Source organism: Acidovorax sp. FG60 (assembly GCF_057808995.1).
Genome location: NZ_JBMDJC010000007.1, coordinates 273,511 through 289,670 on the forward strand (window position 1 = coordinate 273,511; position 16,160 = coordinate 289,670).

The 16,160-nt window shown below is 64.7% G+C and carries 14 protein-coding genes and 3 tRNA genes; 10 read left to right on the forward strand and 7 right to left on the reverse strand.

The features are described from left to right. Nucleotides 1-108: 108 nt before the first annotated feature. A complete protein-coding gene (gene acs, locus ACODS0_RS13085) occupies nt 109-2,103 on the reverse strand; it encodes an acetate--CoA ligase (protein ID WP_431152562.1) in 1,995 nt (664 codons plus the stop codon). A 223-nt stretch (nt 2,104-2,326) separates the two neighbouring features. Between acs and ACODS0_RS13090 the strand changes: the two genes are divergently transcribed. From ACODS0_RS13090 to ACODS0_RS13120, 7 genes are all read left to right on the forward strand, one after another. Then, nucleotides 2,327-2,899 (forward strand): TIGR00645 family protein, encoded by a 573-nt coding sequence (locus ACODS0_RS13090; RefSeq protein WP_218135473.1) that lies wholly within the window; start codon nt 2,327-2,329, stop codon nt 2,897-2,899. A 201-nt stretch (nt 2,900-3,100) separates the two neighbouring features. Continuing rightward, nucleotides 3,101-3,961, forward strand: a complete 861-nt coding sequence (locus ACODS0_RS13095; protein WP_488835410.1) for a dioxygenase family protein — start codon at nt 3,101-3,103, stop codon at nt 3,959-3,961. Nucleotides 3,962-4,125: 164 nt separating this feature from the next. Further along, nucleotides 4,126-4,428, forward strand: coding sequence for a hypothetical protein (locus ACODS0_RS13100; RefSeq protein ID WP_488835412.1), 303 nt, complete (start codon nt 4,126-4,128; stop codon nt 4,426-4,428). A gap of 20 nt (nt 4,429-4,448) precedes the next feature. After that, the gene (locus ACODS0_RS13105; protein WP_488835414.1) at nt 4,449-6,032 is read left to right on the forward strand and encodes an ATP-binding protein; all 1,584 of its coding nucleotides are present in this window, start codon (nt 4,449-4,451) and stop codon (nt 6,030-6,032) included. Beyond that, complete coding sequence (locus ACODS0_RS13110) at nt 6,029-6,727, forward strand: response regulator (protein WP_488835416.1); 699 nt, start codon at nt 6,029-6,031, stop codon at nt 6,725-6,727. The genes ACODS0_RS13105 and ACODS0_RS13110 overlap by 4 nt, the downstream gene beginning before the upstream one ends. A gap of 212 nt (nt 6,728-6,939) precedes the next feature. Then, nucleotides 6,940-8,115: a DNA topoisomerase IB gene (locus tag ACODS0_RS13115; RefSeq protein ID WP_487256448.1), complete on the forward strand. Its 1,176-nt coding sequence runs from the start codon at nt 6,940-6,942 to the stop codon at nt 8,113-8,115. Nucleotides 8,116-8,260: 145 nt separating this feature from the next. After that, complete coding sequence (locus tag ACODS0_RS13120; protein WP_121508750.1) at nt 8,261-9,034, forward strand: Crp/Fnr family transcriptional regulator; 774 nt, start codon at nt 8,261-8,263, stop codon at nt 9,032-9,034. Nucleotides 9,035-9,147: 113 nt separating this feature from the next. Here the strand turns inward: ACODS0_RS13120 and fumC are convergent, their stop codons facing one another. Further along, nucleotides 9,148-10,533: a class II fumarate hydratase gene (gene fumC / locus ACODS0_RS13125; RefSeq protein WP_436130883.1), complete on the reverse strand. Its 1,386-nt coding sequence runs from the start codon at nt 10,531-10,533 to the stop codon at nt 9,148-9,150. A 336-nt stretch (nt 10,534-10,869) separates the two neighbouring features. Between fumC and ACODS0_RS13130 the strand changes: the two genes are divergently transcribed. The 3 genes from ACODS0_RS13130 to murI all read left to right on the forward strand — a co-directional run bounded on the left by ACODS0_RS13130 (nt 10,870) and on the right by murI (nt 14,030). Next, nucleotides 10,870-11,232 (forward strand): hypothetical protein, encoded by a 363-nt coding sequence (locus tag ACODS0_RS13130; protein WP_488835420.1) that lies wholly within the window; start codon nt 10,870-10,872, stop codon nt 11,230-11,232. 194 nt (nt 11,233-11,426) lie between these two features. After that, the gene (locus ACODS0_RS13135) at nt 11,427-12,992 is read left to right on the forward strand and encodes a fumarate hydratase (RefSeq protein WP_488835422.1); all 1,566 of its coding nucleotides are present in this window, start codon (nt 11,427-11,429) and stop codon (nt 12,990-12,992) included. Between the two features lie 168 nt (nt 12,993-13,160). Further along, nucleotides 13,161-14,030: a glutamate racemase gene (gene murI, locus ACODS0_RS13140; RefSeq protein WP_487256721.1), complete on the forward strand. Its 870-nt coding sequence runs from the start codon at nt 13,161-13,163 to the stop codon at nt 14,028-14,030. A gap of 84 nt (nt 14,031-14,114) precedes the next feature. On the opposite strand, the gene ACODS0_RS13145 is transcribed toward murI, so the two are convergent. The 5 genes from ACODS0_RS13145 to ACODS0_RS13165 all read right to left on the reverse strand — a co-directional run bounded on the left by ACODS0_RS13145 (nt 14,115) and on the right by ACODS0_RS13165 (nt 16,047). Next, entirely contained in the window at nt 14,115-14,651 is a 537-nt protein-coding gene (locus ACODS0_RS13145) for a M48 metallopeptidase family protein (protein ID WP_488835424.1), read from the reverse strand. 163 nt (nt 14,652-14,814) lie between these two features. After that, a complete protein-coding gene (locus ACODS0_RS13150) occupies nt 14,815-15,453 on the reverse strand; it encodes a DUF6806 family protein (RefSeq protein ID WP_488835426.1) in 639 nt (212 codons plus the stop codon). A 13-nt stretch (nt 15,454-15,466) separates the two neighbouring features. Continuing rightward, nucleotides 15,467-15,559: transfer RNA gene (locus ACODS0_RS13155), tRNA-Leu, on the reverse strand. Nucleotides 15,560-15,715: 156 nt separating this feature from the next. Next, nucleotides 15,716-15,791 (reverse strand) — tRNA-Gly (locus ACODS0_RS13160). 182 nt (nt 15,792-15,973) lie between these two features. Then, a tRNA-Cys gene (locus ACODS0_RS13165) sits at nt 15,974-16,047 on the reverse strand. Nucleotides 16,048-16,160 lie beyond the last annotated feature (113 nt).

Sequence of the window (16,160 nt, forward strand, 5' to 3'; positions counted from 1 at the left end):
GTGGACCAGCGACGGGATTGTGTGGCCACATCACATCGCTACGCGATATGAGTGCCCCCAAACCCCGCAAGCGCTGCGCGCTGGCGCCGTTACACGGCACCTTCTGGATCAGTTGGTCTGAGCCAACTGATCCAGGATTGCGGGGTTTTCCAACGTGCTGGTGTCCTGCGTGATGGCCTCGCCCTTCGCGATGCTGCGCAGCAACCGACGCATGATCTTGCCGCTGCGGGTCTTGGGCAGGTTATCGCCAAAGCGGATGTCCTTGGGCTTGGCGATGGGGCCGATTTCCTTGGCGACCCAGTTGCGCAGTTCGTTGGCAATCTGCTTGGCTTCTTCGCCCGTGGGGCGGGAACGCTTGAGCACCACGAAGGCGCAGATGGCTTCGCCGGTCACATCGTCGGGGCGACCCACCACAGCGGCCTCGGCGACGAGGTCGGTCTTGGAGACCAGGGCCGATTCGATCTCCATCGTGCCCATGCGGTGGCCCGAGACGTTCAGCACGTCATCGATACGGCCAGTGATTCGGAAGTAGCCCCGATCGGCGCTGCGCACCGCCCCATCCCCCGCCAGGTAGTAGCCCTTGAGTTCTTCGGGGAAGTAGCTCTTCTTGAAACGCTCAGGGTCGTTCCAGATGGTGCGGATCATGCTGGGCCAAGGGCGCTTGATGACGAGGATGCCGCCCGAGCCGTTGGGCACATCGTTGCCCATTTCGTCCACGATGGCAGCGGTAATGCCGGGCAGGGGCAGCGTGCAGCTGCCAGGCACCAGCGGCGTGGCGCCAGGCAGCGGCGTGATGACATGGCCGCCCGTTTCGGTCTGCCAGAAAGTGTCCACGATGGGGCAACGCTCGCCGCCCACGTTCTTGTGGTACCACATCCAGGCTTCGGGGTTGATGGGCTCGCCCACGCTGCCCAGGATGCGCAGGCTCGACAGGTCCGAGCGTGCAGGGTGTACCGCCTCGTCAGCTTCCGCAGCCTTGATGAGCGAACGGATGGCCGTGGGTGCTGTGTAGAAGATGGTGCACTTGTGGCGCTCGATCATCTGCCAGAAGCGGCCGGCATTCGGGAAGGTGGGAATGCCTTCAAAGATGATCTGCGTGGCGCCTGCAGCCAGCGGGCCATAGGCGACGTAGGTGTGGCCCGTGATCCAGCCGATGTCGGCCGTGCACCAGAACACATCGTCAGCGCGCAGGTCGAACGTCCAGTCCATGGTCATCTTGGCCCACAGCAGGTAGCCGCCGGTGCTGTGCTGCACGCCTTTGGGCTTGCCGGTAGAGCCGCTGGTGTAGAGGATGAACAGCGGATGCTCGGCACCCACAGCCACCGGCGCGCATTCGGTGCTTTGCCCTGCCAGTGCTTCGGCAAAGGTCTTGTCGCGCCCGGCCACCATGTTGCAGGCCGTGGCCGTGCGCTGGTAGACAAACACATTGCGGAGGGTGTCGCAGCCGCCCATGGCCAGGGCTTCGTCGATGATGGCCTTGAGCGGCAGCTCTTTGCCACCCCGCATCTGGTAATTGGCGGTGATCACGGCCACGGCACCCGCGTCAATGATGCGCTCGTGCACCGCCTTGGCGCTGAAGCCGCCAAACACCACGCTGTGCGTGGCGCCAATGCGGGCACAGGCCTGCATCGCCACCACGCCTTCGATGGTCATCGGCATATAGATCAGCACCCGGTCGCCCTTGCTCACGCCATGGGCCTTGAGGGCGTTGGCAAACTGGCTCACACGGGCCAGCAACTCTTTGTAGGTGATCTTGGTGACCGTGCCATCGTCGGCCTCAAAGAGGATGGCGGTCTTGTTCTCGGTGGGCGTGCCGATGTGGCGGTCCAGGCAGTTGGCCGAGGCATTGAGTTCGCCGTCGGCAAACCACTGGTAAAACGGTGCGTTGGATTCATCCAGCGTGCGCGTGAACGGCTTGGACCACTGCACGTTCTCGCGCGCCAGGCGCGCCCAGAAGCCTTCGAAGTCCTTGTCGGCTTCGGCACACAGCGCATCGTAGCCCGCCATGCCTGACACGCGGGCGGCTTTGACGATCGCATCGGAGGGAGGGAACACGCGGTTCTCAACCAATACGGACTCGATGGCGGATGTGGGCGCACTCATGGTGTTGTCTCCTGGGTCTGATGGAATTGGAATTGGGCGGTACTGTCGGCCGTGGCACTTACAAGCCACTGACTGGCACGAAGCTTACAGAATAGGCCACCTGCAACCAGGCGGAAGAGCGCTTGCGGATGAGGGGTGTCACGCGGCACCCCTAAAATCGCGCGACCCAAGATCCACCCTTCATTTCATGTCCCTCCCCAAAAAACCCGTCCCCCCGGCGCCCATGCGTCCCCTGCCCTCGCTGATTTTTGCCAGCCGGTGGCTGCAGCTGCCCCTGTACCTGGGCCTGATCCTGGCCCAGGCGGTGTACGTTTTCCACTTCTGGGTGGAGCTGGTGCATCTGATCGAGGCCGCTTTTGGCAACACCACCGCGCTCAAGAGCCTGGTCTCCAGCATTGGCTACAAGAGCGACTTCGAGGTGACCTCGCTCAACGAAACCATCATCATGCTGGTGGTGCTGGCGCTGATCGACGTGGTGATGATCTCGAACCTGCTGATCATGGTGATCGTGGGGGGCTATGAAACCTTCGTCTCGCGCCTGCACCTGGAAGACCACCCCGACCAGCCCGAGTGGCTGAGCCATGTAAACGCCTCGGTGCTCAAGGTCAAGCTGGCCACCGCCATCATCGGCATCAGCTCGATTCACCTGCTCAAGACCTTCATCAACGCCGCCAACTACGACATCAAGGTGCTGATGTGGCAGACCATCATCCATGTGGTGTTCCTGCTCAGCGCGCTGGCCATTGCCCTGACAGACCGCCTGATGGCGCATTCCACACCGCCCGCGCGCCACTGACGGCGCCCTCCCCCCTCTGCACCCGAAAGAGGCCGCCCATTGCGGCCTCTTTGCTTTTTCTTGAGTGAAAATAGTTCCATCGCTTAACTGGCATTGATTTATAGCTGCAAAAAATGTAGCAAATTAGATCGATATCTGCTCCCAAATTTCTCCCCAATCGGGCGGCACAGTGCAGGCCATACCCACTTGCAGGAGAAATCCATGGACCGCAGCACAGCCGCCCAAGCCATCGTCGCCCCCCTCGCCACCGCCACGCAGCCCCCCACCAACCGCCGTTTTGCCCTGAACGCCCTGGGTTCCCTGGGCGTGGCCACCCTGTTCGGCTGCGGGGGCGGAGACACCGAAACTACGGACACGACCGACACCACCGGCACAGGTACCGGAACGGGGACAGGCACGGGTACCGGCACCACAACCACCTGCTCGGTTGTCCCCGAAGAAACCGCAGGCCCCTACCCCGCCGATGGCTCCACGGCCAGCAACAACACCTACAACGTCCTGGCGCTCAGCGGCATCGTGCGCTCGGACATCCGCAGCTCCATCGGCTCGTCCACGCAGGTCAGCGGCGTGCCGCTGACCATCACCATCACGCTGACAAACACCAGCGCCAGCTGCGCAGCGCTGTCGGGCTACGCCATCTACCTGTGGCACTGCACGCAGGACGGCAACTACTCGGTCTACAGCTCGAACAACATTGCCGACAACTACCTGCGCGGCGTGCAGGCCACGGATGCCAGCGGCACCGTGACCTTCACCACCGTCGTGCCCGGCTGTTATGCGGGCCGCATGCCGCACATGCACCTGGAGATCTACCCCACGCTCGCGTCGGCCACCAATGCGCGCAACAAGGTCAAGACCACGCAGCTGGCCTTCCCCACCGAGCTGCTCAGCAGCATCTACAGCGCCAATTCCGGCTACAGCGCCAGCGTGCGCAACCTGGCTTCCATCACCTTTGCCACCGACAACGTCTTCAGCGATGGCACCACGCTGGAGATGACCACGATGCAGGCCAACAGCGGCGGCGGGTACTCGGCCAGCATCACGATCTCGATTGCGGCTTGACTGAAAGCCCCCTTGAGTCGCCTTCGGCGCCATCCCCCGGAGGGGGACGCACCCGGTGGCCCGCCAAAGCCGGTTCTACGGGTGCACTGGCCTGGGCCGCGCCGGTTTCTGACGGCGAATCCACTCGTTGAACGCTTTTCTCCACTATACCGACGGAAAAAACCATGACTTTGCACTCTCTTCGCCTCCACCTGCTGGCCCGCATGACCCTCGCGACCGTACTGGCAGCCACATCCGCCGCCCCCGTGCTGGCGCAATCGCAGGGCCGGCAAGAGCCGCCCGCTCCGCCGCCCGAAGCCTATGCCGCCTGCAAGGGCAAGACCGAAGGCGCCAGCGTGACGCTGACCATGCCCGACGGCAAATCGCTCGCAGGCACATGCCGCACAATGGGCAGCACCCTGGTGGCCATGCCCGCAGGCGGGCCTGGCGGCCCCGGCGGTGCAGGCGGCCCGCCCCCCGCCCGCTAGACCGTCCTGCAGCCCCATCGATGCCCCACCTGACCCTGCACCGCAAAGCCTTCATCGCCCTGGCAGCCCTGCTGGTGGCCTTGTTGTTGATCTTTGCAGGCTTTTCGCGGCTGGGCTTGCAGCGGGGCCTGGGGCCGTATGTGGCAGAGATCGAACTGGCCCGCATGGACTGGCTGGCCGAGCGCCTGCAGGCCCACCACACGCAGACGGGCGGTTGGGAGACCCTGCGCAACCAGCCCCGCCTCTGGGGCCAGCTCAGCCACCCTGGCAGCGGCCTGCGCCGATCAAACACCCAAGGCGCAGAAGACACCCCGCCCACCGACCGAAGCGGTTCGCCCGGCATGCCCCCCGAACTGGCGAACGGCAACCCGGCAGCGGACCGCAGTTTGCAGCAGCCCCCACTACCGCCCCCCGATGGCGGCCCGCCCCCGGGCGAGCGCGGCGCGGGTGGCCCACAACGTCACCCCGACGACCTGTTCCCCCGTCTGGGTCTGGTGGACGCACAGCAACACCTGGTGGCTGGCACGGCGCCCCAGCCGGGTAGCGCGCGCCTGGCCCTTACGGGAGCCGACGGCAAGACCATCGGCCAGCTGGTGCTGGCACCTCCACAGGGTGTGCGCAGCGAAGCCGACCAGGCCTTTCTGGCGCAACACCTGGGCTTTGTGGCATGGACAGGCCTGGCCGGGCTGGCACTGGCACTGCTGCTGTCGGGCTGGCTGGCACGGCGCTGGCTGGCCCCCGTCGAGGCCCTGGCCAACGGCGCACGCGGCATTGCGCAGGGCCACCTGCACACCCGCGTGCACGTGCACGGCAACGACGAACTGGCCCAGCTGGCCCGCACCTTCAACACCATGGCCGAACAACTGAGCAGCATCGAGGCCAGCCGCCGCCAGTGGCTGGGCGACGTAGCCCACGAGCTGCGCACCCCCCTGGCCGCCATGCGCGCCGAAATCGAGGCCGTGCAGGACGGCATCCGCCCGTTTGACGACAAGACCGCGCTGCGCCTGCACCGGCAGGTGATGCGCCTGATCCAGCTGGTGGGCGACCTGCGCGCCAGCCTGGACGCGGCGGGCACCAGCGCGCCCTCGGCCCAGGTGCCCGTGCACCCGCTGTCGCTGCTGAACGAGGCGCTCGCATCCATGCGCCCGCGCTTGGCGCAGGCGGGCATCGACGTGGACACCACCGGCCTGGACGCCCTGACCACGCAGGTTCCGGCGCAGCCTGCACCCCTGGTGCGGGGCGATGCTCAGCAACTGCACCAGGTGTTCTTGAACCTGCTGGAAAACAGCCTGCGCTACACCGACGCGGGCGGCCTGCTGCGCCTCTCGGCACGCCTGTTGCCACCGGCCGATGGAGCCGCCCAACTGCAGGTGCAGCTGGACGACAGCGCGCCCGGCGTGCCCGCGCACGAGCTTCCACGCATCTTTGACCGCCTGTACCGCGCAGAAACCTCGCGCAACCGCGACCATGGCGGCTCTGGCCTGGGCCTGGCGATTTGCCGCGCCATCGTGCTCGCGCACGGCGGCACGCTGACGGCCGACACCTCACCCCTGGGCGGCCTGCGCATCACGCTGCAACTGCCATTGCTGGACAACCCCTCATGAGCCAACGCATCCTCGTCATCGAAGACGAACCCGACATCGCCGCCATCGTGGTGGACTACCTGCGCCACGCGGGCTACACCGTGGAACACCAGGCCGAGGGCCGCGCGGCGCTCGCCAGCATGCTGGCCGCGCCGCCGGACCTCACGCTGCTGGACATCATGCTGCCCGGCATGGATGGGCTTGAAATCCTGCGCCAGGCGCGCCGCCACACCCAGCACCCCATCATCATGCTGACCGCCCGCGTCGAAGAGGTAGACCGCCTCATCGGCCTGGAGCTGGGCGCAGACGACTACATCTGCAAGCCGTTTTCGCCGCGCGAGGTGGTGGCCCGCGTCAAGGCCGTGCTGCGCCGCACCGCCGCCGCGCAGGAGCCACCGGCAGCCACCACCACGGTGGCAGCGCTGATGCTGGACGAATCGCATTGGCAGGCCACGTTGCACGGCACGCCGCTGGGTCTGACGCGGCGCGAGTTCCGCCTGCTGCAAGTGCTGGCACGCCAGCAGGGGCGCATCTTCTCGCGCGCGCAGCTTCTGGACCAGGCCTATGAAGACACCCTCGATGTGAACGAGCGCGCGATCGACAGCCATATCAAGAATCTGCGCAAAAAACTCAAGGCCGCCAGCGCGGATGGCAGCGACTGGATTCGTTCGGTGTACGGCGTGGGTTTTGCGCTGGACCCGACGGCGGCCGAGTGAGCCTCGCCCGATGGGCAGATTGCTACATTTTTAATAGCTATTGACGATTATCCAATAAGCGCAGGGGCCATTTTTTTCACGAGATAGTGGTGTGGTGGGCCGCCTATTCAGCCCCTGTCTCACCCCAACGCACGCAGCGCACCTACACCACCTCCGCCCGGGCACGGGTGTGATCGGGGCCACACCCTGGCCACTTTTACCTGTTCGCCCCGATGCCCGCCCTGCCCCCATCGCCCCGCGCACCAGCACCACCCCGGCCCACCAGCCGCCCCCAGAAGCTCCCCGGAGGCCTGGTGTACGTCACACCCGCCATGCCCGGCCTTACCCGCGTGCGCAGCGGTGCCAAGGCTTTCCGCTACCGTTTGCCCGATGGCCAGTGGCTGCAAGACCCGGACGAGGTCGCCCGCATCAAACGCCTGGCTATCCCACCGGCTTATACCGACGTGTGGATTTGCCCCCTGCCCCACGGGCACCTGCAGGCCACGGGGCTGGACGCGCGCGGACGGCGCCAATACCGTTACCACCCGCAGTGGCGCGCGCAGCGCGACGAGGGCAAGTTCGAACACATGCAGGCGTTTGGCCGCGTGCTCCCGCGCCTGCGCAGCCGCGTGGCGCGCGACCTTGCAGCGCACCGCAACGGCCAGCCTCTGACTCGCACGCTGGTGCTGGCCACGCTGGTGCGCCTGCTGGACACCACCTACCTGCGCGTGGGCAATGAGGAATACGCCGCCACCAACCGCTCGTATGGCCTGACCACGCTGCGCACGCGGCATGTGCAACTCAAAGGCAGTCAGCTCAAGCTGCGATTTCGCGGCAAGAGCGGCGTGTTGCAAGAGGTCGAGCTGGACGACCCGCGCGTGGCCCGCGTAGTGCGACGCTGCCAACAACTGCCGGGGCAGGAACTCTTTCAATACGAGGACGAAGACGGTAGTTTGCGCACCGTAGGCTCGGGCGACGTGAACGACTATCTGCGCGAGATCACGCACGGCGCTGCAGACTCAGAAGGTGATCATTTCACTGCCAAGGACTTTCGCACCTGGCACGGCACCACGCAGGCGCTGGAGCTGACGCGCCTGGCCTGTACGCAACCAGTTGCCCCCACCGCCGCCGATAAAAACGTGCGCTACAACGCCAAGGCCATTCTGGCCGAGGTGGCGCGCCAGCTGGGCAACACGCCCGCCGTGTGCAAGAAGTCGTACGTGCACCCGGCTGTGCTGGAGCTGGGCACACGATTGGCATCTGACGCGGGGCCCGGCCTGCAGGCGGTGTGGAATCACATTGGCGGCACCACATCGCCACGGGGCTTGAGCGCGGCGGAGCGCCGACTGCTGGCGTTTCTGCGCAAGCCGCAAAAGCTGCACAAGGCGCGCCCCACCACCAAAGCGTAAGCATGGTGCTGCTGGGGTGTCGCACAAGTGCCGTTCAGGGCCATCGCGGTGAGCGCTGTCTCGCTAAACTGGCACGCTGCGCCTTCTCACCGTCTTTCAGCCCGGCCCCGCGCACAGGCCGCCCCCCCAACTCCAGCCTGCCGCCATGCCCACCGCCACCATTGCCTTGCCAGAGTCCGCCCATTCCCTGGCCGACCACCACCTGCAACGCCCGTTCCTCAGCCAGACGGAGCGTGAAGCCATCAACCGGGGCCGCTGGTTCGCCGCGCTTACGCCGTCGCTGCGGCATGACATCTTCCGGCTGGGCCGCATCACGCGCTACACACACGGCCAGATGATCGTGGAGCAGGGTGATCTGGCGCAGGACTGGTTTGCCTGTGCCAGTGGTGCCATCCGGTTTCGGCGCACCACGCCGTCTGGCAAGCAGGTGACGCTGGCCTATGTGGAGCCCGGCATCTGGGTGGGCGAGGCCGAGGTGCTGCACCGGGGGCCCAACACCTACGACGCGCACGCCCACGGCCCCACCACGGTGCTGAGCGTGGCCGAGGGCGTGTTCCGCCAGTTGCTGCGCGAACACCCCGAGTTCGGCGAGGCCCTGCTCACGCTGCAGGCACGCCGCATGCGCTACCTGTACTGGATGATGGAAGACATGGCCACCCTGCCCCTGCGCGCGCGGCTGGCCAAGCAGCTGCTGCACGTGCTGCGACGTTTTGGCGAGCGTGCGGCCGTGCCCGGCCAGCGCGGGGCCATCGGGCTGGCACTGGTGCAGGACGAGCTGGCACAACTGCTGGGCGGCTCACGCCAGCGCATCAATGTGGAACTCAAGTGGATGGAGCGTGAGGGCATCATCGGCATCCACCAGCGCAGCATCGTCGTCTACCAGCAAGACCAACTCGAAGCGCTGGCGCAGCAGGAATAGTCCTGCTGCCTTGCGACCGGCCAATAAAAAACAATAGCACCTTGCGCTTATTGGACAAGCGCTGGCGGTCATTTTTTCTTGAACTTTTGACCCACGCCACACCGCGCTGACCCTCAGCGCCCCACCATATTGCCCGGCACCACCCACTGGTCGAACTGCTCGCCCGTCACATGGCCCGAGGCCACGGCCGCTTCGCGCAGGCTGGTGCCTTCCTTGTGGGCCTTCTTGGCGATGAAAGCAGCCTTGTCGTAGCCGATGTGGGTGTTGAGCGCGGTCACCAGCATCAGCGAGCGATCCACCAGTTCGGTGATGCGCTCGCGGTTGGGCTCGATACCCACGGCGCACTGGTCGTTGAAGCTCACCATGCCGTCGGCCAGCAGGCGCACGCTCTGCAGAAAGTTGTGGGCCACCATGGGGCGGAACACATTGAGCTCGAAGTTGCCCGAGGCGCCGCCGAAGTTGATGGCCACGTCGTTGCCGAACACCTGGGCGGCCAGCATGGTCACCGCCTCGCTCTGGGTGGGGTTGACCTTGCCGGGCATGATCGACGAGCCGGGTTCGTTCTCGGGGATGCTGAGTTCACCAATGCCGCTGCGCGGGCCGCTGGCGAGCCAGCGCACGTCGTTGGCGATCTTCATCATGCTGGCGGCGAGGGTCTTGAGCGCGCCGTGGGCATGCACCAGCGCATCCACAGACGCCAGGGCTTCGAACTTGTTCGGCGCGGTGACGAAGGGCAGACCCGTGAGGCGCGCCAGCTCGGCGGCAGCCTGCTCGGCATAGCCCTTGGGCGCGTTCAGCCCCGTACCTACGGCGGTGCCGCCCAGCGCCAGCTCGTACAGGTGGGGCAGCGCCGCGCGCACATGGCGCTCGCCATGGTCGAGCTGGGCCACGTAGCCCGAGAACTCCTGGCCCAGCGTGAGCGGGGTGGCGTCCTGCAGATGGGTGCGGCCGATCTTGACGATGCCGTCGAAGTCCTGCGCCTTCTTCGCCAGCGTGGCGCGCAGCTTGGCAATGGCGGGCAGCAGGCGGTGCGTGAGGGCTTCCACGGCGGCCACGTGCATGGCGGTGGGGAACACGTCGTTGCTCGACTGGCTGCGGTTTACGTCGTCGTTGGGGTGCACCAAGCGGCCTTCGCCGCGCTCGCCACCCAGGAGTTCGCTGGCGCGGTTGGCCAGCACTTCATTGACGTTCATGTTGGTCTGCGTGCCCGAGCCCGTCTGCCAGACCACCAGCGGAAACTCACCGGGATGTTTGCCAGCAATCACCTCGTCAGCAGCGACCACGATGGCCTCAGTCTTCTTCGCGTCCTGCAGGCCCAGCGCCTGGTTGACAACGGCCGAGGCGCGCTTGACCTGGGCCAGCGCCTTGATGATCTCGCGCGGCTGCTGCTCGCCAGAGATGTCGAAGTTCTGCAGCGAGCGCTGCGTCTGCGCGCCCCAGAGTTTGTCGGCCGGGACTTCGATGGGGCCAAAGGTGTCGCGTTCGGTGCGGGTGGTCATGGACAGCGGTTCTCCAAGTGAAACAACAGGTGCGACCTGGCAACGGGGCCGCTCCCGGCAGAATAATGCAAAAAATAACCATTCTCATTTAATACACTGCACTGCTGGTGCGCAAGCATGCGCTCGTCAGTGTGTGGCAAGCCCCGCTGGAGAGCGCAAAAAGCGGTGCCGTCATCACTGCCGGTGGGGGCTTCGCTTCGGCCCGCTGTGAGGTCTTGACAAGGCCCCACACCTTCTCGCGCTCAATCGTCGGCTTGTTCTTACACCGCACGGGCGCCAGCGGGCACACCATGGCGGTGCAGCAACTTTCCTCGCCGCGAATCCACGGAGACCATCATGGCCAAAAGCAGCCTGCTTGGCATCGATGCCGACAACCTTTCTCCCCTTCACAGCGCCAAGGGCAACGACAGCCTGGGCCCCAGCGACGCGTCCGACTCGGGCAGCGACAGCGCCGGGCTGTATGGCACCGACCCCGACAATGACACCGACCGTTACGGAACCGGCGAACGCGCGAGCGTGGAGCCCGAACTGCAGCTGGAGTCGCGCGACATCCTGCCCGACCACCTGGAGTCGATGGACACCGACGACGACACGGCTGAAAACGGCGATGTGCGGGCGGGAGCCGACCAGTATCCGGCCGATGACCCGGCGGACGACCCGGAGCTGGATCCGGACTCCGGCGACGGTGCCGAAGCGTAAAAGCAAGGCGTGGCCTCCAGCCAGTCTGCCGTTGGGGCTAGCGAGCTTTGAGAGGCGGGTCAGACTGCGATAGCCGCGTTGTCCACAGGTAGTCTGCGCCAAGGCCGCGCCAGCGCCGTGTCAGCAGGGGGGTGGGATAATTGCGGGCTGCGTGCCCCGGCATGCGTTCGTTCCCGCCTCACGACAGAACCACGATGACCACCACAATCCAATACGACGACCTCGTCGAGTCCATTGCTGCCGCGCTGCAGTACATCAGCTACTACCACCCCACCGACTACATCGCCCACCTGGCCCGTGCCTATGAGCGCGAGAAGAGCCCGGCGGCCAAGGATGCGATCGCCCAGATCCTGACCAACAGCAAGATGAGCGCCACCGGCCAGCGCCCCATCTGCCAGGACACCGGAATCGTCAACGTGTTCCTGAAAGTGGGCATGGACGTGCGCTGGGAAGGCTTCACGGGCAGTCTGGACGACGCCATCAACGAAGGCGTGCGCCGGGGCTACAACCACCCCGACAACACGCTGCGCGCCTCGGTCGTGGCCGATCCGCAGTTCGCCCGCAAGAACACCAAGGACAACACCCCTGCCGTGATCTTCACCGAGATCGTGCCCGGCAACACCGTGGACATCACCGTAGCGGCCAAGGGCGGCGGCTCGGAGAACAAGTCCAAGATGTACATGCTCAACCCCGGCGACAACGTGGTGGACTGGGTGCTCAAGACCGTACCCACCATGGGCGCTGGCTGGTGCCCGCCCGGCATGCTGGGCATCGGCATTGGCGGTACGGCCGAAAAGGCCGTGCTCATGGCCAAGGAAAGCCTGATGGACGACCTGGACATGTATGAACTGCAGGCCAAGGCCGAAGCCGCCAAGACCGGCGGCCCCGCGCTCGACAAGGTTGAAGAGCTGCGCCTGGAGCTGTTTGAAAAGGTCAACGCGCTGGGCATTGGCGCCCAAGGCCTGGGTGGCCTGACCACGGTACTGGACGTCAAGATCAAGATGTACCCCACGCACGCGGCGAGCAAGCCAATTGCGATGATCCCCAACTGCGCCGCCACACGCCACGCGCACTTCGTGATGGACGGCTCGGGCCCGGTGTACCTCACGCCCCCGAGCCTGGACCTGTGGCCCAACGTGAACTGGGCGCCCGACTACAACAAGAGCAAGAAGGTCAACCTCGATACGCTGACCAGGCAAGAAGTGGCCAGCTGGAAGCCCGGCGACACCCTGTTGCTCAACGGCAAGATGCTGACGGGCCGCGATGCCGCACACAAGCGCATCCAGGACATGCTGGCCAAGGGCGAGAAGCTGCCCGTGGACTTCACCAACCGCGTCATCTACTACGTGGGCCCGGTGGACCCCGTGAAGGGCGAAGCCGTAGGCCCTGCAGGCCCTACCACCGCCACACGCATGGACGGCTTCACCGAGATGATGCTGGCCCAGACCGGCCTGATCGCCATGGTGGGCAAGGCCGAGCGCGGCCCGGTCGCCATCGAGGCTATCAAGAAGCACCAGAGCGCCTACCTCATGGCCGTGGGCGGCGCCGCCTACCTGGTCTCCAAGGCCATCAAGGCCGCCAAGGTCGTGGGTTTTGAAGACCTGGGCATGGAAGCCATCTACGAATTCGACGTGGTGGACATGCCCGTGACCGTGGCCGTGGACGCCGGTGGCACCAGCGCCCACATCACCGGCCCGGCCGAATGGCAAAAGCGCATTGCCTCGGGCGAATTCAAGGGCATCGGGGTCGCTGCGGCCTGAGGCCCCGCTCGGCGTCGCCCTGGCGGCAGACTCGACGCTGGTACCAGGGCAATCGCTCTCCCAACCGCCTTCGGGCGGTTTTTTCTTGGGGCTCGCCCACTCCGGCACGAAGGCTGCGTCTTTCCTACAATCCACGCTTTCCTCCAAATGCCAGAGCTTGGTTCCTCGATGCCGCAGGCCTCTTCTCCCATCGGTGTTTTTGACAGTGGCGTCGGTGGGCTGAGCGTACTGCGCGCCCTGCTGGCCGCCATGCCCCACGAACGTTTCGTGTACCTGGCAGACAGCGCCAACGCCCCCTATGGCGAGCGCGGCGATGCCTTTGTGGCCGCCCGCACCCACGCCATCACCGAGTACCTGCGGGAGCAGCACCACATCAAGGCGCTGGTGGTAGCCTGCAATACCGCCACAGCAGCGGCCATCCACGAGGTGCGCAGCAGCCACCCAGAATTACCCCTCGTGGGCCTGGAGCCCGCCATCAAGCCCGCCCTCGCGGTGACAAAGACAGGCCACGTGGGCGTGATCGGCACCCGGGGCACGCTGACCAGTGCGAAGTTCGGCAAGCTCTTGGCCTCGCTGGCTGATCAGGCGCATTTTGTGGTGCAACCCTGTGACGGCCTGGCCCATGCCATCGAGCGCAGCGTGGCGCTGCCAGTGGCCGACCAAGGCAGCCCCGTCCATGCCACGGAGACCGGGGCGCTGTGCGCGCGTTATGTCCAAGCCATGGGCAGTTTTGGCACCGCCCCGGGGCAGATGGACACGCTGGTTCTGGGCTGCACGCACTACATCTTTGTGGCGCACGAGCTGCGCGCACTGGTCGGGCCGGGCGTGCAGTTCATCGAGACGGGTGAGCCCGTCGCCCGCCAGACGCGGCGCTTGCTGGAGACTGCGGGTCTAAAGGCCGCGCCCGATGGTGCCGTGGCCACGGATGCACCACGCACCCGCCTGTTGACCACCGGGCCGGTGGCCATGCTTCAGGCGGCTGCAGAGCGCTGGCTGGGTTTGCCAGCAGACTGCTGTGAAACGGTGTCTGTGCCTTGACCAACCGCTGTGTTAGGGCCTGGCGCTTTGCCAGCAAGCGCAAATTGCAAAGTGCCATCAACAAAGTGGCGTTCAACTTTTCTTCTACCCAGAACTAGTTTCAGCAGCAGCGCTCCACAGCCGTTCACCCGCATGCTCCACATGGGTGAGGTACAGGCGCAGGTCGAACTCGTATTGGTGGTACTGCGGCTCCATGTGGGTACACAGTTGGTAAAAAGCCTTGCCGTGGTCCTTCTCACGCAGATGGGCCAGCTCGTGGACCACAATCATGCGCAGAAACTCGTCGGGTGCCTGTTTGAACATCGACGCAATGCGGATCTCATGCTTGGCCGCCAGCCGGTTGCCCTGCACGCGCGAGACCGCCGTGTGCAACCCCAAGGCATGGCGCACCACGTGGATCTTGTTGTCAAAAAGGACCTTGTTGACCGTGCCCGCATTGCGCAGGTAACGCGCCTTGAGTTCCTGCGCGTAGTCATACAGCGCCTTGTCGCTGCGCACCGCATGGACCTGGGGATACTTGCGCTGCAACATGCCCCCCAGCCGCCCCTGCGCAAGCAGATCACGCGCCTGGTCCTGCAAAGACACCGGATAGGAACGCAGATACGGTAGATCAGAGGTCATGGAAAGCACGACAGTTCGAAGAGATCACAGAACTGCGCAGGACCGCATTGAATACAACGCACACGGGCACAAGTCATTGCCACAGCATGCCGATCAACTTTTGCCACCAGCACATGCAAGGCAACCCCACACGGGGACACCAGTGTGAGGTTGAATGAAAGAATCAGTGCAGGTGGCGCGGACGGCGACCACCACCGCCACCATGACCACTGCCGGAGCCGCCCCCACCAGGGCCACGCGGCGGTTTTCCGATCTCCAGCGAGTTCACCAGTGCATCAAAGCGCTGGCTGTACAGTTTGTCGATCTCGGCCACCACGCCACCCAGTTCGGCACCATCAAAGTGGCGCTCCATCATGTTGACAACGTCCTGCACCAGCAAATCACGCTGCACCTGCATGATGGCGGCGGGCGTGGGGCCGACAAACAGCATGACGAAATCGTCGCGCGACTCCGCACCCTGCTCTTCCTCGTCCTCGTCGAAATCTGCGTCGTAGAACGTGACTTCGATGGCAGCACCTTGCTCGGCAAGCTCATTGAGGCTCATGCACATTTCGTCCAGAACTTGGCGAAAGTCTTCATCCCCCCGCACCGTCCAGCACATCTGCAGCAAGTGTTCCTGCGCGTCGTATTTGATGCCGGGCTCTTCTTCGTAGGCGCTGGCTGCGCCATCAGCCAGCGAGCGGGCTCCGGCGTACTTCCACAAGGGTTTGAGCGCCTCCTGGAGTTGGTCAAAGCTCACATCAGCGCGCAGCTGGACTTGTCCGTGGACGTGGATTTCGAAGGGAGCGTTGTAACTTGACATGATTGAATCGTAGTGGTGCCCCGAGCCGGGGTCGAACCGGCACGCCCCTTTTCAGGAAAGCGGCGGATTTTAAGTCCGCAGTGTCTACCAATTTCACCATCGGGGCGCCGGCTGCCCAACGCACTCCTGCGTCGCAGCGTAACCCGGGCAGCGCATGCGCGCAATGCCCTGTCGTATCTCTGGTCACAGGGCCGACGCCCCGCCGAGCCGCCCGCCTTGCACCACCAAGAAAAAAGGGAAGCCGAAGCTTCCCTTACAAATATGGAGCGGGAAAAGAGTCTCGAACTCTCGACCTCAACCTTGGCAAGGTTGCGCTCTACCAACTGAGCTATTCCCGCATTCGCCTACTGCACCCGACGTTTCCATCAGAGCCAATCAGCAAGCCTCAAATTATATCGCTATTTTTTGGCTCTATTCGATTGCAAACCAAAAAATCAACCAATCACCATCCATCCTTCAACAGTCGTCTTGATTACGACGATCACAGAAGATCTTCAGACATCAAGACACAGACCGTATCTGGAGGCGCGGTCCGGAGTCGAACCGGACTAACCGGATTTGCAATCCGGGGCATAACCGCTTTGCTACCGCGCCAGAAATTCACATTCCTCTGACAAAAAAGGGAAGCATTTGCTTCCCTTTTTGTGGAAATTGGAGCGGGAAAAGAGTCTCGAACTCTCGACCTCAACCTTGGCAAGGTTGCGCTC

Bases quoted from the DNA above. Each gene is read 5' to 3' on its own strand.
- acs (WP_431152562.1), bottom strand. From the start codon at position 2,103: ATGAGTGCGCCCACATCCGCCATCGAGTCCGTATTGGTTGAGAACCGC.
- ACODS0_RS13150 (WP_488835426.1), bottom strand. From the start codon at position 15,453: ATGTCAAGTTACAACGCTCCCTTCGAAATCCACGTCCACGGACAAGTC.
- ACODS0_RS13115 (WP_487256448.1), top strand. From the start codon at position 6,940: ATGCCCGCCCTGCCCCCATCGCCCCGCGCACCAGCACCACCCCGGCCC.
- ACODS0_RS13105 (WP_488835414.1), top strand. From the start codon at position 4,449: ATGCCCCACCTGACCCTGCACCGCAAAGCCTTCATCGCCCTGGCAGCC.
- ACODS0_RS13120 (WP_121508750.1), top strand. From the start codon at position 8,261: ATGCCCACCGCCACCATTGCCTTGCCAGAGTCCGCCCATTCCCTGGCC.
- murI (WP_487256721.1), top strand. From the start codon at position 13,161: ATGCCGCAGGCCTCTTCTCCCATCGGTGTTTTTGACAGTGGCGTCGGT.
- ACODS0_RS13100 (WP_488835412.1), top strand. From the start codon at position 4,126: ATGACTTTGCACTCTCTTCGCCTCCACCTGCTGGCCCGCATGACCCTC.
- ACODS0_RS13090 (WP_218135473.1), top strand. From the start codon at position 2,327: ATGCGTCCCCTGCCCTCGCTGATTTTTGCCAGCCGGTGGCTGCAGCTG.
- ACODS0_RS13135 (WP_488835422.1), top strand. From the start codon at position 11,427: ATGACCACCACAATCCAATACGACGACCTCGTCGAGTCCATTGCTGCC.
- fumC (WP_436130883.1), bottom strand. From the start codon at position 10,533: ATGACCACCCGCACCGAACGCGACACCTTTGGCCCCATCGAAGTCCCG.
- ACODS0_RS13145 (WP_488835424.1), bottom strand. From the start codon at position 14,651: ATGACCTCTGATCTACCGTATCTGCGTTCCTATCCGGTGTCTTTGCAG.
- ACODS0_RS13095 (WP_488835410.1), top strand. From the start codon at position 3,101: ATGGACCGCAGCACAGCCGCCCAAGCCATCGTCGCCCCCCTCGCCACC.
- ACODS0_RS13130 (WP_488835420.1), top strand. From the start codon at position 10,870: ATGGCCAAAAGCAGCCTGCTTGGCATCGATGCCGACAACCTTTCTCCC.
- ACODS0_RS13110 (WP_488835416.1), top strand. From the start codon at position 6,029: ATGAGCCAACGCATCCTCGTCATCGAAGACGAACCCGACATCGCCGCC.